Below are 24,887 nucleotides of genomic sequence, written 5' to 3' on the forward strand. Positions count from 1 at the left end.
GCCCGGGCGTCTGAGGCACGCGTCCGCCCGGCCTGGGCTCTCTCGTCATGACCCGCAGACCCGGGTGCGTGCGGCATGCGCCCGTCGGGCCCGGCTCTTTCGTCACGACCCGTAGGCCCAGGCGCCTCAGGCATGCGCCCGTAGGCCCGGGTGCGTGCGGCATGCGCCCGTCGGGCCCGACCGCAAGGCCCCCGCCCGCCAGGCCTCGAACGGCTCGGGCGGCTGTCCGAGCCGTTCTCCGGGCCCGGCGGGCCGGGGCGGTGTCAGTCCTCCGGGTAGCGGCGTGGCGTCCAGACGATCTGCCGGCCGTCGCCCCGGCGTACCCAGCGGGTCTGGGACGAGCCGACGATGAGGATCGTCCGCATGTCCACCTCGGCCGGGTCCAGATCGGCCAGCCGTACCGTCCGTACGCTCTCCGCCGGGCCTCCGACGTCACGGCCGAGCACCACGGGCGTGTCCGGGGAGCGGTGCTCCAGGAGCAGGTCGCGCGCCTTGCCGACCTGCCAGGTGCGCGTGCGGGAACCAGGGTTGTACAGCGCCATCACCAGGTCCGCCTCGGCCGCCGCGCGCAGCCGCGCGGCGATGACCTCCCACGGCTTCAGCCGGTCGGAGAGCGAGAGGGTGGCGTAGTCGTGTCCCAGTGGCGCACCGGCCCTGGCGGCTGCCGCGTTGGCCGCGGTCACCCCGGGCAGGACGCGTACGGGGATGTCCGCGTACGCCTCCTGCGAGGCCACTTCCAGTACGGCCGTCGCCATGGCGAACACCCCGGGGTCGCCCCCGGAGACCACGGCCACCCGGTGTCCGCGGCGGGCCAGGTCGAGGGCGAATTCGGCGCGCTCCGACTCGACCTTGTTGTCGGAGCCGTGGCGCCGCTGCCCCGGCCGTACCGGCACCCTGTCCAGGTACGTCGTGTAGCCGACCACGTCGTCCGCGGCGGCCAGCGCGCCGCGTGTCTCGGGTGTCAGCCACAGCGGTCCGGCGGGGCCGGTGCCCACCACGACGACCTCGCCGGAACCCGGCGCGCGCTCGGGCCGGGGCGCGTCGATCCGGCTGGGCAGCACGGCGACCGCGAAGTACGGCACGGAGTCCGCGTCGGTGTCCGCGAGATGGCCGGTCCGTTCCCCGGCCATGGTGGCGCGTTCGACGTACCGTGCCTCGGACAGCCGCCCGGATGCCTCGAACGCCCGCCGCACGGTGGGGAACGTCCGGCCCAGCTTCATCACCACGGCGGAGTCGGTGGCCGCCAGACGTGCGGTCAGCTCCTCCTCCGGCAGGGTGCCGGGCAGGATCGTCAGCACCTCCTCGGCCTCCACGAGCGGGGTGCCGAGACGGGCGGCGGCGGCGCTGACCGACGTGACACCGGGGATGACCTCGGTGTCGTAACGGTCCGCCAGCCGCTTGTGCATGTGCTGGTACGAACCGTAGAAGAGCGGGTCCCCCTCGGCGAGCACGGCGACCGTGCGCCCGGCGTCGAGATGCACCGCGAGGCGGGCCGCGGCCTCGGCGTAGAACTCGTCCAGCGCACCCCGGTAGCCGCCGGGGTGGTCGGTGGTCTCCGTCGTGACGGGGTAGACCAGCGCCTCCTCGATGTGGTCGGCGCGGATGTACTGCGCCGCGATCGAGCGGGCGATGGAACGGCCGTGCCGGGCGGAGTGGTACGCGACGACATCGGCCTCGCCGATGATCTGCACGGCCCGCACGGTCATCAGAGCGGGGTCGCCCGGGCCGAGCCCGACCCCGTACAGGCGTCCGGTGCTCCCGGGCTCCTCGGTCTTTCCGTCGTGCTGCTGCTCGGGCACGCTCACTCCTCCTCGCTGGCGATCGCGTTGAGGGCGGCGGCGGCGATGGCACTGCCACCACGCCTGCCCCGCACGACGAGGTGCTCCAGCCCGGACGGGTGGGCGGCCAGGGCCTCCTTGGACTCGGCGGCCCCGATGAAACCGACGGGCACGCCGATGACGGCGGCGGGGCGCGGGGCGCCCGCCTCGATCATCTCCAGCAGCCGGAAGAGCGCGGTGGGCGCGTTGCCGACGGCGACGACCGCGCCCTCCATCCGGTCCCGCCACAGCTCCAGCGCGGCGGCGCTGCGCGTGGTGCCGAGCTCCGCGGCCAGCCCGGGGACCGCGGGGTCGGACAGGGTGCAGATCACGTCGTTGTCCGCCGGCAGCCGCTTGCGGGTGACACCGCTGGCGACCATGGCCACGTCGCACAGGATCGGCGCGCCGGAGCGCAGGGCCGCGCGGGCATCGGCCACCACGTTCGGTGAGAAGGCGAGATCGCGTACGAGGTCGACCATGCCGCAGGCGTGGATCATGCGGACGGCGACCTGGCTCACGTCGGCGGGCAGCCCTGCCAGATCCGCCTCCGCGCGGATGGTGGCGAAGGACTGGCGGTAGATCGCCGGTCCGTCCTTCTCGTACTGATGCACAGTGCTGTCGCTTTCTTCATCGAACAGGTCGAACGGGTTGAACAGGTTGAACAGGTCGGACGGGCCGAAAGACTGAACGGGTCGAGCCGGTCGGCCAGGTGGAGCGGGTGACGCGTGGTGCTCAGGTGCGCGCGCCCCGGGCGCTCGCCACGGTGGCGGCGAGCGCCACCGGGTCGTTCCGTACGGTCGCCGCAGCGGTGGCCGTGTCCCCCCGCACGTGGGAGACGCGGTGTCCGTCGGGGGTGGCGACCACGTCGATCCACTCCCCGTGCGGATGGCCGCAGCGGCGTTCGCACCCGGACCAGTACACAGGGAGCCGTCCGGGCGGTCCGACGGCGGCCCCTGCCTCGGCCCGCACGTCGGCGAGCGACTTCGCGCAGCCGGGCTGCCCGATACAGGCTCCCACCCCGGCCCACGGGGAGCCGGGGCCGGTGATCAGACCGGCCCCGGAGAGCTCGTCCAGCAGGCTGTCCGCCCGGTCGGACCCGATGCCGGTGACGACGGCTCCCCGCCACGGGGTGAGGCGCAGCTCCCCCGCGCCCGACAGCAGCCGCCACTGGTCCAGGTCCAGCCGGCCCAGCGGTACGCCGACGGACAGCGCGGCTCCGTGGCGGCCGCCCGGGAGGGGGCCGGGGCCGGGGGCAACGGCTTCGAGGGCACGGGGGCGGTGGCCCGGGGTGACGGCGACGCCCGCCCTCGACAGCCGTCGGACGACGGCGGCCGGCAGCGCGGCCGCGGTCTCGTCCGGCAGGTCCCTGACCCGCCAGGCGCCGGTGTCACGGGCCGATTCGAGGAAGGCCTCGGCGGCGATCAGCGCGGCGCGGGGCCCGTCGGAGGCGGAAACGCGGAGGACGGCGTCGCTGTCCCCGACGCGCAGCAGACCACTGCCGTCGGCATGGCTCAGGAGGGTGAGGTCGGCACCGAGGGCATCCACATCACCCCGGCCGTCGTCGAGAGCGAACAGGAACCGCCCGGAGAGCGCCGTCGCGTTGTCACTTCCGCACAGAAGCCGATCCAGCGTGGTCAGCCAGGGTCTGATGTCGGCGGTGCCGAGGCCGTCGAGGCCGGAGAGGGGGGACGCGACCACGTTGCGCACCCGTTCGTGGCGTCCGGAGGTCAGCAGCCCCGCGGCGTCCAGCAGCGCGGCCAGCTCGGCACCGCAGTCCGGCGGGAGCCCGCGCAGCTGTACGTTCCCGCGTGAGGTGAGATGCAGCTCACGGTCACCGAGGCGCCCGGCGGCCCGTCCCAGCGCCTCGGCCTGGTGGGGTGTCAGCACCCCGCCGGGTATGCGGATCCGCGCCAGCGCACCGTCGTCCGCCCGGTGCAGACGCAGTGCACCGGGGCAGGCGTCACCGCTGCTCCGGGCGTGCGCGCCGTCCGGAGAGGGCGGCGGAAGGGGGGAGGCGGACATGGCGGCGAGCATACCGACCGTGACCGTGGCGCACCCCTACGGTCACTGTGACCTACGGGACACCCGCTGCCGCTCCGCACCGGCCCTGCCGTCCGGGTCGGGGTCGGCCGCGCCGGTCGAGCGCCGCCGTCCCGACCGGTCCGTGCCGTCGCGGTCAGGTTTCAGGGCGCCGCCCTTTCACGGGGCCGGTTCCGCTCTGTCGTCCCTGTCGTCGCGGCCGAGTTCTGCCGACCTGGTCAGGAGGCGCGGGTGCCCGTCGGGGGCCGCGCCGCCTTGTGCAGCGCTGGCATCCCTGTGCAGCGCTTCCGTGCCGGTGCGGCCCCGAACGTAAGGGTGCGGCAGCCGTCGCCCCGGCGGTTCCTTCTGAACCGGCCCAGCGCCTGGTCCAGCCCCACAGTCCCTGGGCCCGGTCCTGCTGCCCGGCCCCCACAGCCCCACAGCCGCCCGGGCCCGGTCCTGCTGCCCCGCCCTCGCAGCCCGCAGCCCGCCGTCCTGCCCCGTCCCGAGCCGCCCCCGCAGCCCGCCGTCCTGCCCCGGTCCGCCCCCGCCGTCCCGTCAGGGCGGGGGCCGTCTGGTCAGGACCCCCCTCCCCCCGCCTACTATGCCTAGCGGCGGTCCGTTCGGTCCGCCATCGCCATACGGCGACATGGGAGGAAGCCCGGTGAGATTCCGGCGCGGTCCCGCCACTGTGAGCCCGGCCCCACCCGGCCGGGCGAGTCAGGAACTCCCTTCCCTCAGGCTCTCGGTCCCGCCCGAGCAGCCGTCCGACACTGCCCGGGGCGTGGACACCCCGAGGAGGGCTGACGCCGCATGATCCTGCTCCTGTCGACGTCCGACACCGACCTGCTGAGCGCACGTGCCGCGCAGGGCCCGGTCAGCTACCGCTACGCCAACCCCTCCCGGCTCTCCGTCGAGGACCTGCCGCGGCTCCTGGACGGCACGGACCTCGTGGTCGTACGCCTCCTCGGCGGTGTCCGCGCCTGGCAGGAGGGGCTGGACCAGGTGCTGGCCACCGGCCGCCCGGTCGTCGTCCTCACCGGTGAACAGGCCCCCGACGCCCAGCTGATGGCCGCCTCGACGGTGCCGATCGGTATCGCCGCCGAGGCGCACGCCTACCTCGCGCACGGCGGCCCCGCCAACCTGGAGCAGCTGGCCCGCTTCCTCTCCGACACGGTGCTGCTCACCGGCCACGGCTTCGAGCCGCCCGCCCCGGCCCCGGCGTGGGGCCCGCTGGAGCGGACCGCGCGGGACGTCACCGGCCCGACCGTCGCGGTGCTCTACTACCGCGCCCACCACATGAGCGGGAACACGGCGTTCATCGACGCGCTCTGCACGGCCGTGGAGGACGCGGGCGCCCGCCCCCTCCCGCTGTACGTCGCCTCCCTGCGCACGCCCGAGCCCGAACTCATCGACGAACTCCGCGCCGCGGACGCCATCGTGACGACGGTCCTCGCCGCGGGCGGCACCAAGCCGGCGACCGCGTCGGCGGGCGGCGACGACGAGTCCTGGGACGCGGGCGCCCTCACCGGCCTCGACGTACCGGTCCTCCAGGCGCTCTGCCTCACCAGCCCCCGGGCCGCCTGGGAGGAGAACGACGAGGGTGTCTCCCCGCTGGACGCGGCCACCCAGATCGCGGTGCCGGAGTTCGACGGCCGTCTGATCACGGTGCCGTTCTCCTTCAAGGAGATCGACGAGGACGGCCTGCCCGCGTACGTCGCCGACACCGAGCGCGCGGCCCGGGTCGCCGGGATCGCGGTGCGGCACGCCCGGCTCCGCCACATCCCGGCCGCCGAGAAGCGGATCGCCCTCGTCCTGTCGGCGTACCCGACCAAGCACTCCCGCATCGGCAACGCGGTCGGCCTCGACACCCCCGCCAGCGCCGTCGCGCTGCTGCGCAGGCTCCGCGAGGAGGGCTACGACTTCGGCCCCGAGGAGGAGATCCCGGGCCTGGTCTCCGGCGACGGCGACGAGCTGATCTACGCGCTCATCGAGGCCGGCGGCCACGACCAGGAGTGGCTCACCGAGGAGCAGCTGGCCCGCAATCCGGTCCGGATCCCCGCGGCCGACTACCGCCGCTGGTTCGCCACCCTGCCCGCCGAACTCCGCGAGGCGGTCGAGGAGCACTGGGGCCCGGCGCCCGGCGAGATGTTCCTCGACCGGTCCCGCAACCCCGAGGGCGACATCGTGCTCGCCGCCCTGCGCCGCGGCAACCTGCTGATCCTCATCCAGCCGCCGCGCGGCTTCGGCGAGAACCCGATCGCGATCTACCACGACCCCGATCTCCCGCCCTCGCACCACTACCTGGCCGCGTACCGCTGGATCGCCGCCTCCGCCGACGACAACGGCTTCGGCGCCGACGCGATGATCCACCTGGGCAAGCACGGCAACCTGGAGTGGCTGCCCGGCAAGAACGCCGGCCTCTCGGCCGCCTGCGGCCCCGACGCGGCGCTGGGCGATCTGCCGCTGGTCTACCCGTTCCTGGTCAACGACCCCGGCGAGGGCACCCAGGCCAAGCGCCGCGTGCACGCCACCCTCGTGGACCACCTCGTCCCGCCGATGGCCCGCGCCGACAGCTACGGCGACATCGCCCGCCTCGAACAACTGCTGGACGAGCACGCCCAGATCGCCGCCATGGACCCGGCCAAGCTGCCGGCCGTACGCGCCCAGATCTGGACCCTCATCCAGGCCGCGAAGCTCGACCACGACCTGGGACTCGAGGACCGGCCCGAGGACGAGGGCTTCGACGAGTTCATCATGCATCTCGACGGCTGGCTCTGTGAGATCAAGGACGTCCAGATCCGCGACGGCCTGCACGTCCTGGGCGGCGCCCCGGCAGGCAAGGACCGCGTGAACCTGGTCCTCGCCGTGCTGCGCGCCCGCCAGATCTGGGGCGGCACGTCCTCGCTGCCGGGCCTGCGCGAGGCGCTCGGCCTGGACGAGTCGGCGGCCACCCGCACCGCGGCCGACGAGACCGAGGAACGCGCCCGCGCCCTCGTGCAGGCCATGGACGACGCCGACTGGGACCCGGCGGCCGTCGCCGGTGTCGCCGAGGGGCTCCCGCAGGCCGTCGCCGACATCCTCGGCTTCGCCGCCCGCGAGGTCGTGCCCCGCCTCGCCGCCACGACCGACGAGCTCGACCACGCGGTGCACGCGCTGAACGGCGGCTTCGTCCCCGCGGGTCCCTCCGGCTCCCCGCTCCGCGGTCTGGTCAACGTCCTTCCGACCGGCCGCAACTTCTACTCCGTCGACCCCAAGGCGGTCCCCTCCCGGCTCGCCTGGGAGACCGGCCAGGCACTCGCCGACTCGCTCCTGGAGCGCTACCGCGCCGACAACGGCGAGTGGCCCACCTCCGTCGGCCTCTCCCTGTGGGGCACCAGCGCGATGCGCACCTCGGGCGACGACATCGCCGAGGCGTTCGCCCTGCTCGGTGTCCGCCCCGTCTGGGACGACGCCTCGCGCCGTGTCACGGGCCTGGAGGCCATCCCGTACGAGGAGCTGGGCCGTCCCCGCATCGACGTGACGCTGCGCATCTCCGGCTTCTTCCGCGACGCGTTCCCGCACACCGTCGGCCTGCTGGACGACGCCGTACGCCTCGCCGCCTCCCTGGACGAGCCGGCCGAGCGGAACTTCGTACGCGCCCACACCCAGGCCGACCTGGCCGAACACGGTGACGAGCGGCGCGCCACCACCCGTATCTTCGGCTCCCGGCCCGGTACGTACGGAGCGGGGCTGCTCCAGCTCATCGACTCCCGCGACTGGCGTACGGACGCCGACCTCGCCGAGGTGTACACGGTGTGGGGCGGTTACGCGTACGGCCGTGAGCTGGACGGGCGCCCGGCGCGGGACGAGATGGAGACCGCGTACAAGCGGATCGCGGTGGCGGCGAAGAACACCGACACCCGCGAGCACGACATCGCGGACTCGGACGACTACTTCCAGTACCACGGCGGCATGGTCGCGACCGTACGCGCGCTGAAGGGCACCGCCCCCGAGGCGTACATCGGCGACTCGACGCGCCCCGAGACCGTCCGCACCCGCACGCTGGTCGAGGAGACGTCCCGGGTCTTCCGCGCCCGGGTGGTCAACCCGAAGTGGATCGAGGCGATGCGCCGCCACGGCTACAAGGGCGCCTTCGAGCTGGCCGCGACGGTCGACTACCTCTTCGGGTACGACGCGACGACCGGCGTGGTCGCGGACTGGATGTACGACAAGCTCACCGAGACGTACGTCCTGGACCCCACCAACCGCGAGTTCCTCCAGCAGGCCAACCCCTGGGCCCTGCACGGCATCGCGGAGCGCCTCCTGGAGGCGGAGTCCCGGGGCATGTGGGCGAAGCCCGACCCTGCGGTGCTCGAAGCGCTGCGCCAGGTGTTCCTCGAGACCGAGGGTGACCTGGAGGGCGAGGACTGAGCCGCGCACCGGCCGGGGGAGGCCCCCGGCCGGTGCCGTCCGGCCCTGTCTTGCCGCCTCTCCGGAGCGGGTTCACGCTGGGGGAATGGGTGACCGAGCGGGCCACGGGCCCACCCCTCCCTTGAAGCATGCGTTCCGTTTGATGGAAGCCGCTGCGGCCCACGAGGGCGGCGCGACCCTGGAGCGGCTGGCGCGGACAGCGGGGCTGCCCTTCGACGAGGCCCGCCGGCTGCTGCGGCCCCTCACGCGGGACGGCTCCCTCCACAGGCTGGAGGACGGCGGTCTCGTCCTCGGCGGCGAGCCGGACGGCGGCCACGCCGCGTGGGACCTGGTCAACCGTGTACGCCCCGCCCTCGCCGCGCTGCGGGACGAGCTGTCGGCCGCCGCCTACCTCACCTTCTACGAGGACGGCGAGATCAGGATCGCCGAGATCGTCGACGGCCCGCAGACGCCCAAGGTCGATCTCCGGGTGGGGTTCGAGGACGCCGGGCACGCCACGGCCCTCGGCAAGTGCGTCCTGCGCGAGCTCGACGACGACGCGCGGGCCGACTACCTCTCCCGGCACACCCTCGCCGACCTCACTCCGCGCACGATCACGCACCGGGAGGAGCTGATCCGGCAGCTCGAATCGCCGGCCCCGGTGGTCATGGACCGGGAGGAGTACGACCTCGGGACGGTGTGCATCGCGGTGCCCGTGTACGACGGCGCCACGCTCGGCTCGCTCGGCATCTCGTTCCGGGCGGACCGGATGTACCGCGCAAGCCGGGTCCGCGAGAGCCTGCTGGCATCGGCGGACCGGCTGACCAGGGGCCTCCTGTTCGGCCGGTGAGGGCGGCGGCGGGAAGCGGCTGTCCCGGCCGCCCGTCGTCCGGCGCACGAGGACGGGCGGGAGGGGGCGCCCAGGGGAGGGCGCCCAGGAGGGGCCCGGGGGCACGCCTGCGAGGGCTTTCCGCCCGGGGGCCCGCCTGGGGACGTCGCGCGCTGTCCGCCGGTGCGCCTGGTGCTCCGGTGGGCCTGCTGCTCCGGTGCGCCTGGTGCGGGTGGCGGCCCGGTTCTCGGGTGGGGCGGGTGCGGGTGGCGGCCCGGTTCTCGGGTGGGGCGGGTGCGGGTGGCGGCCCGGTTCTCGGGTGGGGCCGGTGCCGGTGGCGGCCGATCACCTCGGCGCTGCTCGCGGACCGGCCTCGTCCCTGCTGACGGCTGTCCGTCTACGGGTGCGCGGCGCCCGCGGTCACGTTCTTGAGTTCGGCCAGCAGTTCGCGCATCACCACCGACATCCCGCGTTCCTCGGACGTCGCGATCCAGCGTTCGAAGCCGACCTTGAAGACGGCGATCCCCGTCTCCGCGGTCAGGCTGGCGGTCGGTTCCGGTACGCCGCGCCGGCGCAGGGTGTCGGCGAGCGCGGCCGACAGCGAGGCCAGCTTGATCAGCTCACGCTCCTGGAGCTCGGCGTTCGCCACGATCACCGCCTGCCGTCGGCGCGCATACGTACGGCGGTCCTCGAACATCCCGGAGGCCGCGTCGAGCGCCACCGCCAGCACGTCGATCGGGGCCAGGGACTCCGGAGCGCCCGCGACCGCCTCGACCAGCAGATCCTGTAGTTCGGAACCACCGAAGAGCACCTCGCGCTTGTCGGCGTAGTGCCGGAAGTACGTCCGCTCCGTGAGCCCGGCCCGCTTGGCGATCTCCGCCACGGTGGTCTGCTCGAAGCCGTGCTCGCTGTAGAGCTCCAACGCCGCCTCCGCGAGGCGCCCGCGCGCGTTCGGCTCCCATCTACCCATACGGCCGATCCTACGTGATGGCAGTCGCTGACATCAGGTGTTACGGTTGATGTCAGTCAATGACATCGATAGTTCCGGAGTTTCCCATGCGTATCTTCGTGACCGGCGCGTCCGGCTGGATCGGCTCCGCCGTCGTGCCCGAACTCATCGAAGCGGGTCACCAGGTGGCCGGACTCGCCCGCTCCGAGGCGTCCGCCGCCGCGCTCACCGCGGCCGGGGCCGAGGCGGTCCGGGGCACCGTCGACGACCTCGACGTCCTGAGGAGCGAGGCCGCAGCGTCGGACGGCGTGATCCACCTCGCCTTCAAGCACGACATCGCCTTCTCGGGCGATTTCCGGGGCGCCGCGGAGGCCGACCGCAGGGCGGTCGACGCCTTCGGCGACGCGCTGGAAGGAACCGGCCGTCCCTTCGTGATCGCCTCGGGCGTCGCCGGTCTCGTCACCGGCCGGGTGGCCACCGAGCAGGACAGGCCGACGGTCGACGGCTCGCCGACCTCGGTGCGGGCGGCCACCTCCGAAGCGGTGCTCCGACTCGCCTCGCGTGGCGTCCGCTCCTCGGTGGTGCGGCTCGCCCCCACCTGCCACGGCGACGGGGACAACGGCTTCATGGCGAGTCTGGTCGCCATGGCCCGCGCCCACGGCACCTCCGGCTACATCGGTGACGGTGCCAACCGCTGGCCCGCGGTGCACCGCCTCGACGCCGCGCGGTTGTTCCGGCTGGCCGTCGAGAAGGCTCCGGCCGGATCGGTGCTGCACGGGATCGCGGAGGAGGGCGTCGCGGTCCGCGACATCGCCGAAGTGATCGGCCGCCACCTCGACGTACCGGTGGCCTCCGTGGCTCCGGAGGACGCGGCGGAGCACTTCTCCTGGCTGGGCGGCTTCCTCAGCCTCGACGCCCCCGCGTCGCACGCCCTCACCACCGAACTGCTGGGGTGGACGCCGACCCGGCCCGGTCTCCTGGAGGACCTGGAGAAGGGCCACTACTTCGCCGCGCCCGACTCCTCCGCCCACGCCTGACGGGCGGCGTCCGGGCCGGGCCCCGTCCTGACGGGCGGGGCCCCCGCAGCGGACGGGGGGCCTGGCGACCCCGAGCCCGAGGGTTCGGCGACGACAGTGACACGGCATCGACGGTGCCGGGCGGGCCCGGGCTCCGCCCAGGGCGGGCGGGCTGGTGGGGCGCCGAGGTCGTGCCCCGCCTCGCCGCCACGACCGACGAGGTGGGGCGCCGAGGTGCGCGGCCCTCGCGTCGCCGGAGCCCCGAAGGGGCCGGGAGTACGCGTACAGCCGTACGGCCCCGTGCCTCCACGCCCTGCATCGGCTTGTCCGTACTCCAGCGGCGCCGGACCACGCCCACTGCTGACGGCCGGAGGAGTCACCCGCACAGCTGGACCGGCTGTGCCTGACTCCGGACAGTCGCACGAGTTCCGCGTGCCGTAGGAGGGCTGAACCCGTCATGTGTGCCGCCGCAGGGGTGTGCCGATCACGTCGGCCACCGGACGGCGGGACGGGTCAGGCGTGCCGCCGCAGGGCTGACCGGTCGTGTCCGACGCAGGACGGTCGTACTGGTCGTGTCCAACGGCTGACAGTCGCACCGGGCGGTTGTACCGGGTGTGCGTGGCGCCGGACGGTTGTACCGGGTGTGCGTGGCGCCTGACGGTCGTACTGGGTGTGCGTGGCGCCGGACGGTCGTACTGGGTGTGCGTGGCGCCGCACAGGCGAACCCGTTACGCGTAGCCCAGGACAGCAGGGCTCATGACGCACGCCGCCGGAGGGGCGTACCGGCTGCGTCTGCCGGCAAGCGACCGGCTCGGCCTCGTCCGTCACGGACGGCGGGGCAGGGCCACGTCGGCCGCCGGGGGGCGTGCGTGACGGCCCACGACTGCCACCGGGCGGCGGGACGGCCCACGATCGCCACCGGCCTGTGGGACCGGCCACGTCGGCCGCCGGGCGGCGGTATCGGCGACGCGACCCGTGCAGCCAGGTCACCCGTGCCGCCGCACCTCCGGACCGGTCAGGAATCAAGAAGCGCCCGGCGCGCTGCCGCCATAGCTTCGTTCCATGGCTTCCATCACATCCGTCACCCTCGAGGTGGCCGACCCCGCCGCCGCCGAACACTTCTACGCCGCCGCCTTCGGGCTCGGCCCCGAGCTCCGTGTGCGGGGCTCCGAGGAGCCGACGACCGGCTTCCGCGGCTTCACGTTGTCGCTCACGGTCTCCCAGCCGTCCACCGTCAACGCGCTCGTCGACTCCGCGCTCGAAGCCGGTGCGTCGAGCGTGAAGCCGGTCACGAAGTCCTTCTGGGGCTACGGCGGCGTCGTACAGGCTCCCGACGGGACGCTCTGGAAGATCGCGAGTTCGGCGAAGAAGGACAAGGGTCCGGCCACCCGGGAGATCGACCGCGTCGTGCTCCTCCTGGGGGCCGAGGACGTGCTCGCGAGCAAGCGGTTCTACGTCGACCACGGGCTCAAGGTGGGAAAGAGCTTCGGCCGGAAGTACGTCGAGTTCGACCTGCCGTCGAGCCCCGTCACCCTTGCGCTTTACGGCCGTTCCGCCCTGGCCAAGGACGCAGGGGTCCCGCCCGAGGGCACCGGTTCGCACCGGATCGTGCTCGGGAGCGACAGCGGCCCCTTCACCGACCCGGACGGGTTCGAGTGGGAGAAGGCGTCCCACTGAGGGGTACGCGGCGGCCCCTGCGCGTCGACCCCACGAAGCCGAACGCGCTGGGCATCGCCGAAGCCCCGTGGCACGATCGCTCACGTGACCAGCACACCCGCCGAGGCCCGGCACCTGCGTGACCTGGCACGGCTGCGCCGTGTCCGTGACCGGATGGACCGGGAGTACGCGCAGCCGCTGGACGTGGAGGCACTGGCCAGGGGCGTGAACATGTCGGCCGGACACCTCAGCCGCCAGTTCCGGCTCGCCTACGGCGAGTCGCCGTACGGCTATCTGATGACACGGCGGATCGAACGGGCGATGGCGCTGCTGCGGCGCGGCGACCTCAGCGTCACCGATGTCTGCTTCGAGGTCGGCTGCTCGTCGCTCGGCACCTTCAGCACGCGCTTCACGGAACTGGTCGGGATGCCACCCAGCGCGTACCGGCGCCAGGCCGTGAACGGGGCGCCCGGACTCCCGGCGTGCGTGGCGAAACAGGTGACCAGGCCGGTCAGGAATCGAGAAGCCCCTGCCGTCGAACCGCCGCTAGCGTGACGTCCATGGACATCACCATTCACACGAGCGTCCTCCCGCACGACGACCCGGACGCCGCACTGGCCTTCTACCGCGACACCCTCGGTTTCGAGGTCCGCAAGGACGTCGGATCCGGCGCGATGCGCTGGATCACCGTCGGCCCCGCCGGCCAGCCCGACACCTCGATCCTGCTGGCACCGCCGGCCGTCGACCCGGGCATCACCGAGGACGAGCGCCGCACGGTCGTCGAGATGATGGCCAAGGGCACCTACGGGTGGATCCTCCTGGCCACCAAGGACCTCGACGCCACCTTCGAGCGGCTCCAGGCCGGTGACGCCGAGGTCGTCCAGGAGCCGACCGAGCAGCCGTACGGTGTACGCGACTGCGCCTTCCGCGACCCCGCCGGGAACCTGATCCGCCTGCAAGAACTGCGCTGAGTCCCGGCCGCATCCGGGGCGGTGGCCTCTGGCAGTGCCCAGGGGCGGCGATCAGCTGGGGCGATCAGCTGAGGCGACCAGCGGCGGTGCCCCGCGGCGGTGCCCCGCGGCGGTGAGCGGGCGCCGCTCGCCGGAGCCCCGTGCTGCGGAGCCCCAGTGCTGCGGCGGGCCCCGCAACTGTTGCTCGGAGGGAGACCGGCGCCCCGGCTCCCTCCCGAGCGTTCTGCGGCACCCTCCAACGGCCCCGCTGCGGAGCCCCCGTGCTGCGGAGCCCCCGCCAACCGTCGCTCGGGAGGGAGACCGGCACCCCGGCTCCCTCCCGAGCGCTCTGCGGCACCCTCCAACGGCCGATCGATGCCACAGCGGACGACATCCCGGAGAACCCTGGGCCGTGACGCGGGGCAGATGGGTGTCCGGGGCGGTGGGGGAGCGATGCCATGTCCGGTGACCGGGCGGGAGGCCGTGACCGGCGGCCGCCGACCAGCAGGGGCCGTCACCCAGCAGGTGTCAAATGGGGCATTTCGTTCATATTCGCTACGATCGCCGCATGACAGGCATGCACACGTGGCCCCTTCTGGTGGCATCGCACGACCTCCTGCGTGAGGCGGTCGCCTCGATCCCCGCCGACGGCCGACGGCTGCCCACCCCCGCCTCGGAGTGGAACGTCGTCCAGGTCGCCCAGCACTCGGCCGGCGACCAACTCGCCTACGCCTCGGCCCTGACCGGCGGCCCCGGTCCCACCGAGGATCCGTTCGCCCCCTCCGCCGGCTGGGACGGCGACCTGGCCGTTCTGCTCGACATCGCCCTGAAGACGTCGGCGGACGCGTTCGCGACGCTCGACCCGGCAAGGAAGGCGGTGCCGGTGCCGCTGCCTCCCTTCGAGGTCGGCGCGGCCACGGCGGCAGGCGCGGCCGCACTGGACGCGGCGATCCACGCCTGGGACATCGCGGCCGCGACGGGCCAACGCTCCCCGCTCACGGATGAACTGGCCCGTCAACTCGCCCTGGCGGCCCGCGAACTGGCCGAGCCACTGCGCGGCTTCGCCTTCGCCCCCGCCATCGAACCGGCACCGGGAGCCGGCGACGCGGCGGCCCTGCTGAACTACCTCGGCCGCGACGCGGACTGGCGCCCCACCACCTGACCGGGCGGCCCCGTCCACCTGGTTCGGGCCGCCTTCCCGGCGCTGGTTCCCGGACCGGGCCGCTACCCGACCCCCGGATTCCGCCCCCGGTGGTCCGGCCCTCCTTGTCCTCTGGCACCTTCCCCGTCGCCTGGTCCCTGCCCGGGCCCGTTGTCCCAGAGGGCTGCCGCCGAACCGAAGGGCGCCCGCGAGCAGCGGAGCGGTTCGGCGGCAGCCCCGTCTCACGCGGAAGGGCCCGGGAGCCCCGGACCCCTCCCGAAGGCGCCCGGGGGATCGGGAGGTACCCGCCCAACGCCGTCTCCGAAGTGCCCGGAGCCACGGGCGCCCAGGGAGCCCCGGGAGCCCCCGGGCACCGCGCCCCACGCCCTCCGACTGACGTGCTACGGGTGAATAAGCGGGCATCGCGGTGCGCCGGGAGCCAGGCACCGGCACTCTGCTGAAGGTGCGGAGCTGCGGGGGAGGCGCCGGTCGGCGGCCTGCTTCCTCCGCGACGGGGCCACGGTCCCGGCGACGTCCATGGACGCGGGTCGAGGGGGCGCTTCAATGACATCCGGTGCGGCACGTCCATGCGATCAGGCACCTGCGACGGACAAGCCACCCGGCAGCGTCGGCGCACACCCCAGGCCGCGCGAGCAGCCCAGCCCTTCCGGACAGCCTGAGCAACCCGACCAGTCCGGGCAGCCGGAGGGTCCCGACCAGTCCGGACAGCCTGAGGATCTCGACCAGTCCGGGCAGCCGGAGGGTCCCGACCAGCCCGGGCTCCCAGAACGATCCGGGCGGCGCAGGAACCCCGAGCACCCCGAGCAACCCGACCAGTCCGGGCAGCGCAGAGAGCCCGAGCACCCCGATCATCCCGGGCAGCCCGCGTACTCCGAGCAGCCCGCGCGGTCCGACCGGCTCGGCCGGCCCACCCCCGGCCCTGCCCGCTCACCGGCGGTCCCCGTACAACCACGCCGTCCGCCCGGTGAGGATCGGCGCCGCCCCGTGCCTCGCCACGTCGCCTGCGTGATGGACGGGAACGGCCGGTGGGCGCAACAGCGCTCTCTGCCGCGTACGTCGGGGCACTCGGCGGCCGAGGCAACGGTGATCGACGTCATCGAAGCGGCGCGCTCGGCCGGCGTCGAATGGCTCAGCCTGTACGCCTTCTCCACCGAGAACTGGCGGCGCCCGGGCGAGGAGATCGACTTCCTCATGCGCCTCGTGCGCCGGGTGGTGCGCAAACACGCGCCGCTGCTGCACGCCCGAGGCATCCGCTGCCGACTCCTGGGAGCCGAGGACCCGCGGATCCCCGCCCCCCTCGCCCAGGACTTCGCCGACCTCATGACACTCACCGAGGCGAACCGGGGGATGACGCTGACGGTGGCGTTCGACCACGGCGGGCGCCAGGACATCGTGTCCGCGGCGCGCTCCCTCATCCGCGCGGGGGTGTCCGCCGACGCCGTCGACCAAGCGCGCTTCGCCGCGCACCTGCCCGTCCCGGACATGCCCGACGTGGACCTCGTCATCCGTACCTCCGGCGAGCAGCGCATCTCCAACTTCATGCTCTGGCAGGTGGCCTACGCCGAGTGGGTCTTCCCACCGGTGCTCTGGCCCGATTTCCGCGCCCCGCACTTCCTGGAATGCCTGCACGACTACCGGAGCCGCGACCGCCGCTTCGGCGGCCTGACACAGCAAGCGAACGGAGAGTCCCACCAGTGAAGGACACGGACGGCACCAGCCACTCCCCACGGACCGGACCCGGCACCCCGGGCCCGTACGAAGCCCCCGGCCGGGCGTCCACGCAGGCACCGGCCGAGTCCCTGTTCGGCCCCGGGGCCCAGTTCGACCGCTTCTTCAACGACCCCCGCTGGGCGCTCGCCGTCGTCAGGGCCACGGTCCTGGAAGCCGCCCACCCGCAGATCGGCGCGGCCCTGGCCGACAACTCCGCCTTCGTCGTGCACCCCTGGCGAAGGCTGCGCAACACACTGGTCAGCCTCCAGCGCATGTTCGGGGCCGACGAGCAGACCAGGCAGCGGGAGGCAGCGCGGCTGAACCGCCTGCACACCCGGCTGAGGGGCACGGACGCGCGGAACCAGTCCTACGACGCGATGGACCCCGAGGTGCGCGCCTGGGTGGTCGCGACGCTCTTCGAGAGCTCCGTCACCATGTGCCGGCTGAGCGGCCAGCCCCTGGACCAGGTCACCATGGAGCAGCTCTACGCAGAGTTCCAGGCCTTCCTCGCCGCCCTGGGGGACCAGGCAGGCCATCTCCCGCCCACCTTGCCCGAGTTCTGGCAGTACTACGACCGCATGGTCACGGAGGAACTGCAGAACACGGAGGCGCTCCGCATCATCCTCTTCAAGCTCCTGGAACACCTGCCGGCACCGCCCCTGTTCGCAGGGCTGCCCACTGTCTGGGCGACCGGCCGCGCGCTCGCGGGCCCGGTCATCGGCACCATCACCGTGGCCTCCCTCCCCGAGGCCTTCCGCCGCCGGGCGGGGCTGCCGGATGTCCTCGGCGCCCAGGCCCTGATGCAGAGTGCTTACATGGCCGCCAGGCTGGCCGGCACCCTGCCGGACAACTGGATCCGTACGGAGAACTTCGTCGGTCTGCTCGACCTGTCCCCAGCCGGCGACGGCCCCGGCGCCGAGGCGCTCGGCACGCTGCGCGCCCGGATGAAGCGGGCCGGCGCCCTGATCCGTCTGATCACACCGGTCCCCGCCCAGCAGGACGGTACGCGCACGAGCGGGAACCCCGAGAACCTCCGCAGTGCCCGCGAGTTCTTCCACGAGGTGCTGGACCAGACCGGGGACGGCTATGTGGACTGGCCCGATCTCGCGGCCATGGCACGGGAACTCTGTTCGCGTCTGGACCTGGACGAGCCGAAGGAGACCCGGCTGTACGACGCGTTCGCCGCGTGGTGGAAGGAACTCCAGGGCGCCCTGGACAGCGACGGCGACGGCCGGGTGAGCGAGGAGGAGTACGCGGCGGCGGCACCGTCCCTGGCGGGACCGGCACTGATCCGGGTGGCCGAGGTCCTCTTCGACGCGGCCGACGCGGACGGTGACCAGTACATCGACGCCGAGGAGTACCGCGTCCTGTTCAGGAGGGGCTTCGAACGGTCCGTGGCGGATGCCGAAGGGCGCTACTCCCGCAGCGCGTTCGTACGGGACTTCCTCGCCTTCATGTCGGGCCGCCGGCGCTCGACCCCGTACGACCCGCTGCTCTCGGACGCGTAGGACCCGGGCCCGCGCGACCGGCCTTGCGCCCGTACAGGAGGAGCCGCGGTCCGCTGCTCCTCCACCGGCCGGCCTGACACGGACGGCCTGACTCAGGCGGCCGTCGCGGGGCGCGGGCTGCCGTGGAAGACCTGGCCGGTGTGCCAGGAACGGTGGGTCGCGGCGACGGGCCGGACACCCGGCTGGGGGCCGATGAGCGGGCGGCCCGCGAGCGCGACGACGTGCTCGCGGGCGGCGGCGCTGTGTCCGACGAAGCTCTGCGAGACCAGGATCCGGTGGTCCACGCCCGGATCACGGCCCTCGCCGAGACCGAGTACGCCCTTGTCGAACAGCTTGTGGTGCAGCGAGCAGAGGCACAGCCCGTTCTCGACGTCGTCCGGCCCGTCGAACGCCCACCACCGCACATGGGCGGCCTCCAGCCCGACCGGCACCGTGCCGATCCTGCCGTCGTAACCGCAGAAGGCGCACCTGTACTCGTACGCCGTCAGCACCAGCTCCCGCATGCGCCGGTCCCGCTGCCTGCGGCCGGCCGCGACCACTTCGGTCTCGGCCTCCTCCAGCTCCAGGCCGACGGCCTCGCACAGCTCGCCGTGGAGCGAGGGCGGGAAGTTCAGGTCGAGGAGTACGCGCGTCATACGGCCGAGCAGGGACGGATCGCGCCGCAGCGCCGCCCGCAGCTCCGGTGTCAGCCGCCCCGCGGCTCCGGTCGCACGCAGCGCCCTGACCCCGGTCCCGGGGCTGCCCGGCCCGCGCTCGGTGCGTACCTCCCACACGCCGTCACTGACCAGGTGGTGGAAGGGGTACGCGGGCGTCGTCGGGTTGGCCGGCCCGTACTCGGCGAGCAGCCGCCGCAGATCGTCCTCCACCGCGCTGTACCGCAGTTCGTCGTCGGCATCCCGCCGGAACCGGCTGAGCGCGTACAGGAACAGCAACGGCTTGTGCGGCGCACGCACCCCGCTCCTGGTCCACTGCCTCAACTCCGCGGTGCGCTCGACCCAGTCCATGACCGGCGATCGTAGCGGCGGCCCCGTCACGGCGGGGGCTTGGCTCCACGGCGACGGCGCAGGCGACGGTGAAGGACCGGCGGACGGGAGCCCACAGGACACGGCCCACGTGCGACGCACGGAGCCCGGCCTCGTGGCGTAGGTGCCCGTGCCAGCTCCGTCCCGCAGCGGGGTGACGCCGAGTCGGCCGTGGCGGGGCCGTTGCCCATCACCGGCTCAGGGCTGTTCACCGGCATCACGGCCGGCGGCGTGGTCGTCGGCCGAATCGGCGAGTACATCGGTGAGCGAGACCGGAATCGGCCGTGACGCGGACGTGCGGACGTTCATCTGCCGGCCTCCGGGCCGTACTACTGCCGGGCCGGGCCGGACCGCGGTGACCGAATGATCGACGACAGGCGAGTGGAAGCGGCGGAGACCATGACCGCGCAGCGATGAACGTGAACGGCTCGGGAGCCGAGTTCAGCTCAGCAACTGTTCGGAGCGTCCCACCCGGCCGCCCGCCCGACGTAGCGGAGTGCAAGACCCGTCCGAGATGCGGCCCCTTGTACAAACTGTGATCTACACATGCGGTTCGTCCTGGCGGCTCTGGCGTACCTCTTGAGGGTCGGGACCCAACCTCCTGATCCCGAGGTGGTTGCACCCACAAATCAGCTGGCCCTCCTGAGCCATCAGGGGGTGACGAGTCCGAACTCGACGCACCCCTCCACGACACGGATAGTGAGCCCATCCGGCCAACTCCGCTGTTCGCGAGCGATCACCCGTCCCCGCGTGGTGGGATTGCCGTTGGCCGCGCCGACGACAGCCAGTGGCGCACGAGTGGCTGGACGGCCTGCCTGGAGGTAAAAATGTGCGCCGTAGTCCCTGTTCCAGCCGGGCTTATGGGTGCCGCCTCCGTGACAAGGGACTCGGGCCGCCGCCATCTTTGGTTTGATACCTCGCGGTTGCTGCATTCTGGCTGGCGGATAGCTTCAGCTGCTTCTGCTGCGCCCCCTTCTGCGAATCACCCTGCGCGTCGCCGCCGAATTGGAATCACCAACCCCCTGAGCTTCATTCGCCGCACTCAACTCATCGACGGTGTATTGCTCATTCTCAGCCTGCTGTTCGGAGTGACGGCAGGGGATCGCACGGCTGGTCTGTTCAGTGGATAGGACCCTACAGTTGCGCTATTTTGTTAGCTATGCAAGGCGGGATAATTCGACCGAGAGGCTGCAGAGGATAGCATCGACCATCTCTGATGCTTCCCATATCTACATCGACGACCTGGAACACCACAGTCCTGACGCTGATCGCGTTAAGGCGGTCGTCGACGCGCTTATGCGCGCTGATGTCTTTCTCGCTGTGCAGTCCACGCACTACCTGAGGACCGAGTGGACTCGATGGGAGATGGAAACGGCCCTGCACGGAGGCGCTGAAGTCCGCGCTCTGCTGCTGGACTGGCGGTTTGCCCATCGGGGTACTCCGAACTGGCCGTGGCCCGGGGGCTGGGCAGGCGAGAGCGCTGTCGCCGCCAGTTGAGTCGTCAGCGGCGGTATCAAGTCCTTTCACGCTGGTAGCCCGAGGGGCTATGTCCCTCCCCCCTCCTTCCCTGCGCGCTTGCTTCGAGCGGGCTCAAGGCGTTGGAGCGGCCGCAGCCTCAGAGCAACTCGATGGAGCCGCACGTAAAGTGTGACCAAGCCCCTGACGCCGACAACGCCCGGCACCTATGGTTTCCCTGTGCCGGGAGGATATCGACATGGGATTGGCGCCGACTGCTTCATGCGTGTGCAGGAGTGACTGCGGCGATCCGAACGGCATCAGGTTCTTATCAAAGGGCTCGAACCGAAACTCCTACTGGAACAGTCTCGTACGCCCCCCCCGCGAACGGGGACGATGAATCTCATCATACGGAGTCGTTGAGGCTGCTCAAGGCCCTTTAGTCCTCACGTTGTCGTTCGGGCCGCAGTCGCGTCGATGTCGCACCCCGGCCGTCGGTGCGCGACTTACCTGACCGAACCGGGAAATGGGGAACTGGGGTCAACGGTCAAGTTCCCGAACGTCAAGAGCTCGATCATGCGGCCCGTTACTACAGTGCTGAACTGTGGGAGCCAACATTTCGACCTCGAACCAGTGCGTACCGTTCGGCCAGTGCCTCCCGTAGATCCTCAGCAAGATCGAAGGGAAAGGACTCCTAAACGCTGTCCAGGCAGCCGGCGTTCATCAGTGTGGTCGTCAGAGCCATGGCCAGCAGGCGCGGTGTGGTGCTGCGTGAGACACCATGAACCCAGGGCCAGCCGTTCACAGCACGGCCTTCCCGGACGGTGCGCACGTGCTCAAAACCCGTCGAAGGTAGTACCGCTGTCGCTGTCGTGCCTGATTCGTCGTCCAGGCGTCGAGGCGCAGCCCTTTCGCTCCGTCGCGGTATGCCCTGTCGCCGGGCCCGCCCGACGGGTGACTCAACTCCCGCTTGTGCCGCAGGCCCTCTCACCCAGCTCGCCGGAGAACTCCCGATGCCTGTCCGGGACAGCGAGGGCATCGATCTGCTGTCGAGGCTGACCAACCTCGCCACCGCCGAGGCCGGGAGCCCTGGGCTTGTCCGTCTGTGCCCCTTGCAGCCCGTTCCTCACTCGGCGGCAGGGCGCAGGCCGGGTCGACGTGGCCCACGAGTTGCTGCCCGGGCCGCAAGCAGGCACGGCGCGAGACGAAGAACATCAAGTCGCGTGCCGGCCGTCGTGCGGTGCCCCTGCCGGACCCTTGGTCGTGACGCTGCGAAAGCACAGGGAGGTACAAGCCTGGGAAGACCGCCGGCAACCTGTGGACCGAGTCGGATTACGCGTTCACGAAGCCGCTCGGTGGCTCGCTCAGCCCGAACACGGACTACCCCGGCCGGAAGAAGGCTGCTGTAGAACGCTGGTGTGCGTGATACGCGGCCGCCCGACACACCGCTGCCACCGTCCTCATGCTGCTCTGCATCCCGGACCGTGTGATCGACCAGATCATGGGCTGGGAGGCAGGCACGTCTTCACGGATGCGCGCCCGGTACCTGCACATGCCCGACGCCATGCTGAAGGAGGTGGCACAGAAGCTCGCGGACGCTATCTGGGGCCCGCGCCGAGCGCCCCTGTGGACAAAGACCAGAACAACGAGGGCCGAGGCAACGTCGAAGGCCCCCGCAGCAAGCTGCGGGGGCCTTCGACGTATTGCCCGGTGAGAGCAATGGCGGAGGATACGAGATTCGAACTCGTGAGGGGTTGCCCCCAACACGCTTTCCAAGCGTGCGCCCTAGGCCACTAGGCGAATCCTCCGCGGCAAACAATACAAGACGTTGGAGGGTGCTCGCGAACACGTTCCCCGGAGATCGTTCCGGACCGTCCTTCCGGAGGGGTCGGGCCGGGGAGCGGGTGGACGGAGGGGGGCTGGGATCGGCTAAGGTGGGCGTCAGCCCCTCACGTGGCGCTATCTGACTGAACTCCCCCAGGGCCGGAAGGCAGCAAGGGTAGGTTGGCTCTGGCGGGTGCGTGGGGGGCCCTTGCGTGTCCGGGGTGTGGTGTCCCGCCGGGCGTCGCGGTCCCGGGCGGGACCGGTTGTCGGTCCGCCCCGATAACCTCGTATGTGTGTCGTCCCTTGCGCTCTACCGCCGCTACCGCCCCGAGTCCTTCGCCGAGGTCATCGGTCAGGAGCATGTCACTGACCCGTTGCAGCAGGCCCTGCGGAACAACCGGGTCAATCACGCGTACCTGTTCAGCGGGCCGCGTGGCTGTGGAAAGACGACCAGCGCGCGCATCCTCGCCCGCTGTCTGAACTGCGAGCAGGGGCCCACGCCGACTCCCTGCGGGGAGTGCCAGTCCTGCCGGGACCTCGCGCGCAACGGGCCGGGTTCGATCGACGTCATCGAGATCGACGCCGCGTCGCACGGTGGCGTGGACGACGCCCGTGACCTGCGGGAAAAGGCGTTCTTCGGGCCTGCGTCGAGCCGGTACAAGATCTACATCATCGACGAGGCGCACATGGTCACCCCGGCCGGGTTCAACGCCCTGCTGAAGGTGGTGGAGGAGCCGCCGGAGCACCTCAAGTTCATCTTCGCGACCACCGAGCCCGAGAAGGTCATCGGCACGATCCGGTCGCGTACGCACCACTACCCCTTCCGGCTGGTTCCGCCCGGGACGCTGCGTGGTTACCTCGCCGAGGTCTGCGGCAAGGAGGACAGCACCGTCGAGGACGGTGTGCTGCCGCTGGTGGTGCGGGCCGGTGCGGGATCCGTGCGGGACTCGATGTCCGTCATGGACCAGCTGCTGGCCGGCGCGGGCGACGACGGTGTGACATACGCCATGGCCACCTCGCTCCTCGGTTATACGGACGGGTCCCTGCTGGACTCCGTCGTGGACGCCTTCGCGGCGGGCGACGGGGCGGCTGCCTTCGAGGTCGTGGACCGGGTGATCGAGGGCGGCAACGACCCCCGCCGCTTCGTCGCCGACCTGCTCGAACGGCTGCGGGACCTGGTGATCCTGGCCGCCGTGCCGGACGCCGGGGACAAGGGGCTCATCGACGCGCCCGCCGATGTGGTGGAGCGGATGCAGGCCCAGGCGTCCGTCTTCGGCGCCGCCGAGCTGAGCCGCGCCGCCGACCTGGTCAACGAGGGGCTCACCGAGATGCGCGGGGCGACCTCGCCCCGGCTCCAGGTGGAGCTGATCTGCGCCCGTGTCCTGCTGCCCGCCGCCTTCGACGACGAGCGGTCGCTCCAGGCGCGGCTCGACCGGCTGGAGCGCGGCGCCTCCTCCGCGGCGGCCGGGCCCGGCCCCGCCGTGGGGTACGTCCCGGGGCCGGAGGCCCACGGGGCCGGTGTCGCGATGCCCGCCGGAGGCGCGGGCGGCCCGGCCGCCGCCCGTGCGGCGGTCCGTGGCGAGGCCCCGGGCGGCGCCCCCGCCGATGAGCCCCGGGCCGCCCCTGTGGTGCCGGAGGCCGTGGCCGCTCCGGAGTTCCAGTCCCAGCCGTCCCACCAGCCCCAGCAGGCAGCCCCGCAGGAAGCGGCCCCGCCCCAGCAGCCCCAGGCTCCCACCGGCCAGCGCCCCGGCGCCTGGCCCGCGGCGGCCGGAGCCGGAAGCGGGCCCGGTGGTGCGGAACAGGCGCGCAGGCCCGGTGGCTGGCCGACGGCCTCCGCGCCCGGAGCCGGCGTACCGCAGGCGCCCGCTCCCGCCCCGGCCCAGGCAGCCCCGGCTCCCGCCCCCGCCCCGCCGGCGCCCGCGCCCGGCGGGCAGGGCATGGCGCAGGGTGCCGCCCAGGTGCGGAACATGTGGCCGGACATCCTGGAGGCCGTGAAGAACCGCCGCCGGTTCACCTGGATCCTGCTCAGCCAGAACGCCCAGGTCACCGGTTTCGACGGCAGCACCCTTCAGATCGGCTTCCTCAACTCCGGTGCCCGCGACACCTTTTCGAGCAGTGGCAGCGAAGAGGTGCTGAAGCAGGCGCTGGCCGAGCAGTTCAACGCCAAGTGGCGGGTCGAATCGGTCGTCGACCCGTCCGGCGGTGGCGGCCAGCCCCAGCAGGGCGGCGGTGGCGGCGGGGGCAGGCCTCCGGCCGCTCCGTACCAGCCCGCGCCGGCGGCCCCGTCGTACGAACCCCGGCAGGCCGCCCCCGTCCAGCAGACCCCGCCCCCCGCCCAGCAGCCGCCGACGCAGCAGTCGGGGCGGCCCGAGCAGCCCTCCTCGTACGATCACGCCGCCGAGCCGCCGCGGGCGGTCGCGCCCGAGGACGACACCGCCGAGGCGGACGACCCCGACCTGGTCGACTCCGCGCTCTCCGGGCACGACCTGATCGTCCGCGAGCTGGGCGCCACGGTCGTCGAGGAGTTCACCAACGAGTAGCGCGGTGCGGGCTTCCGGCCCCGGCCGCTCCACCCGCC

General features: G+C 72.5%; 16 protein-coding genes, 1 tRNA gene, 1 other RNA gene, 1 pseudogene and 1 riboswitch. Of the genes and pseudogenes, 13 read left to right on the forward strand and 6 right to left on the reverse strand.

Going from position 1 to position 24,887, the window contains the following annotated elements; all coding sequences use genetic code 11:
• Positions 1–263 precede the first annotated feature (263 nt).
• The 3 genes from cobJ to ACFVS9_RS03205 all read right to left on the reverse strand — a co-directional run bounded on the left by cobJ (position 264) and on the right by ACFVS9_RS03205 (position 3,851).
• Positions 264–1,805 (reverse strand): precorrin-3B C(17)-methyltransferase, encoded by a 1,542-nt coding sequence (gene cobJ, locus ACFVS9_RS03195; protein WP_389929707.1) that lies wholly within the window; start codon positions 1,803–1,805, stop codon positions 264–266.
• Positions 1,802–2,428, reverse strand: a complete 627-nt coding sequence (locus ACFVS9_RS03200; RefSeq protein WP_383115434.1) for a precorrin-8X methylmutase — start codon at positions 2,426–2,428, stop codon at positions 1,802–1,804. Before ACFVS9_RS03200 ends, cobJ begins: the two co-directional genes overlap by 4 nt.
• Positions 2,429–2,549: 121 nt before the next feature.
• A complete protein-coding gene (locus ACFVS9_RS03205; protein ID WP_389929709.1) occupies positions 2,550–3,851 on the reverse strand; it encodes a cobalamin biosynthesis protein CobG in 1,302 nt (433 codons plus the stop codon).
• A gap of 638 nt (positions 3,852–4,489) precedes the next feature.
• A riboswitch (cobalamin riboswitch) is annotated at positions 4,490–4,566 on the forward strand.
• Positions 4,567–4,649: 83 nt separating this feature from the next.
• Here ACFVS9_RS03205 and cobN point away from each other — a divergent pair.
• Together cobN and ACFVS9_RS03215 are read left to right on the forward strand one after the other, a co-directional pair.
• The gene (gene cobN, locus ACFVS9_RS03210; RefSeq protein ID WP_389929711.1) at positions 4,650–8,249 is read left to right on the forward strand and encodes a cobaltochelatase subunit CobN; all 3,600 of its coding nucleotides are present in this window, start codon (positions 4,650–4,652) and stop codon (positions 8,247–8,249) included.
• Positions 8,250–8,334: 85 nt separating this feature from the next.
• On the forward strand, positions 8,335–9,078 hold the full coding sequence (locus ACFVS9_RS03215; protein ID WP_389929713.1) for an IclR family transcriptional regulator: 744 nt from the start codon (positions 8,335–8,337) through the stop codon (positions 9,076–9,078).
• A gap of 376 nt (positions 9,079–9,454) precedes the next feature.
• On the opposite strand, the gene ACFVS9_RS03220 is transcribed toward ACFVS9_RS03215, so the two are convergent.
• The gene (locus ACFVS9_RS03220; protein WP_383115430.1) at positions 9,455–10,027 is read right to left on the reverse strand and encodes a TetR/AcrR family transcriptional regulator; all 573 of its coding nucleotides are present in this window, start codon (positions 10,025–10,027) and stop codon (positions 9,455–9,457) included.
• Positions 10,028–10,113: 86 nt separating this feature from the next.
• Between ACFVS9_RS03220 and ACFVS9_RS03225 the strand changes: the two genes are divergently transcribed.
• The 7 genes from ACFVS9_RS03225 to ACFVS9_RS03255 all read left to right on the forward strand — a co-directional run bounded on the left by ACFVS9_RS03225 (position 10,114) and on the right by ACFVS9_RS03255 (position 18,008).
• Positions 10,114–11,043 carry an SDR family oxidoreductase gene (locus ACFVS9_RS03225; RefSeq protein WP_389929715.1) on the forward strand — a complete coding sequence of 310 codons (930 nt, stop codon included), beginning with the start codon at positions 10,114–10,116 and terminating at the stop codon, positions 11,041–11,043.
• A gap of 1,041 nt (positions 11,044–12,084) precedes the next feature.
• Positions 12,085–12,699 carry a glyoxalase gene (locus ACFVS9_RS03230; protein ID WP_389929717.1) on the forward strand — a complete coding sequence of 205 codons (615 nt, stop codon included), beginning with the start codon at positions 12,085–12,087 and terminating at the stop codon, positions 12,697–12,699.
• A gap of 153 nt (positions 12,700–12,852) precedes the next feature.
• Complete coding sequence (locus tag ACFVS9_RS03235; RefSeq protein ID WP_383115456.1) at positions 12,853–13,233, forward strand: helix-turn-helix transcriptional regulator; 381 nt, start codon at positions 12,853–12,855, stop codon at positions 13,231–13,233.
• A gap of 5 nt (positions 13,234–13,238) precedes the next feature.
• Entirely contained in the window at positions 13,239–13,649 is a 411-nt protein-coding gene (locus ACFVS9_RS03240; RefSeq protein WP_383115427.1) for a VOC family protein, read from the forward strand.
• A gap of 547 nt (positions 13,650–14,196) precedes the next feature.
• Positions 14,197–14,790: a maleylpyruvate isomerase N-terminal domain-containing protein gene (locus ACFVS9_RS03245; RefSeq protein ID WP_389929719.1), complete on the forward strand. Its 594-nt coding sequence runs from the start codon at positions 14,197–14,199 to the stop codon at positions 14,788–14,790.
• 984 nt (positions 14,791–15,774) lie between these two features.
• Positions 15,775–16,488 (forward strand): polyprenyl diphosphate synthase, encoded by a 714-nt coding sequence (uppS, locus tag ACFVS9_RS03250; protein WP_389929721.1) that lies wholly within the window; start codon positions 15,775–15,777, stop codon positions 16,486–16,488.
• A complete protein-coding gene (locus ACFVS9_RS03255) occupies positions 16,410–18,008 on the forward strand; it encodes an oxygenase MpaB family protein (RefSeq protein WP_389929723.1) in 1,599 nt (532 codons plus the stop codon). Before uppS ends, ACFVS9_RS03255 begins: the two co-directional genes overlap by 79 nt.
• Positions 18,009–18,100: 92 nt before the next feature.
• Here the strand turns inward: ACFVS9_RS03255 and ACFVS9_RS03260 are convergent, their stop codons facing one another.
• Positions 18,101–19,012 (reverse strand): phosphorothioated DNA-binding restriction endonuclease, encoded by a 912-nt coding sequence (locus tag ACFVS9_RS03260; RefSeq protein WP_389929725.1) that lies wholly within the window; start codon positions 19,010–19,012, stop codon positions 18,101–18,103.
• Positions 19,013–20,152: 1,140 nt separating this feature from the next.
• Between ACFVS9_RS03260 and ACFVS9_RS03265 the strand changes: the two genes are divergently transcribed.
• Both ACFVS9_RS03265 and ACFVS9_RS03270 read left to right on the forward strand, forming a co-directional pair.
• Positions 20,153–20,527: a toll/interleukin-1 receptor domain-containing protein gene (locus ACFVS9_RS03265; protein ID WP_389929727.1), complete on the forward strand. Its 375-nt coding sequence runs from the start codon at positions 20,153–20,155 to the stop codon at positions 20,525–20,527.
• A 1,132-nt stretch (positions 20,528–21,659) separates the two neighbouring features.
• Positions 21,660–22,138, forward strand: a pseudogene (locus ACFVS9_RS03270) (site-specific integrase); the annotation flags it as partial.
• Between the two features lie 67 nt (positions 22,139–22,205).
• On the opposite strand, the gene ACFVS9_RS03275 reads toward ACFVS9_RS03270, so the two are convergent.
• Positions 22,206–22,293: transfer RNA gene (locus ACFVS9_RS03275), tRNA-Ser, on the reverse strand.
• A 132-nt stretch (positions 22,294–22,425) separates the two neighbouring features.
• On the opposite strand from ACFVS9_RS03275, the gene ffs reads away from it, so the two are divergent.
• Together ffs and ACFVS9_RS03285 are read left to right on the forward strand one after the other, a co-directional pair.
• Positions 22,426–22,522, forward strand: an RNA gene (gene ffs / locus ACFVS9_RS03280) — signal recognition particle sRNA small type.
• Between the two features lie 80 nt (positions 22,523–22,602).
• Positions 22,603–24,849, forward strand: a complete 2,247-nt coding sequence (locus tag ACFVS9_RS03285; RefSeq protein WP_389929729.1) for a DNA polymerase III subunit gamma and tau — start codon at positions 22,603–22,605, stop codon at positions 24,847–24,849.
• Positions 24,850–24,887 lie beyond the last annotated feature (38 nt).

This window comes from Streptomyces sp. NPDC058008, from assembly GCF_042886395.1.
Lineage (GTDB): Bacteria > Actinomycetota > Actinomycetes > Streptomycetales > Streptomycetaceae > Streptomyces.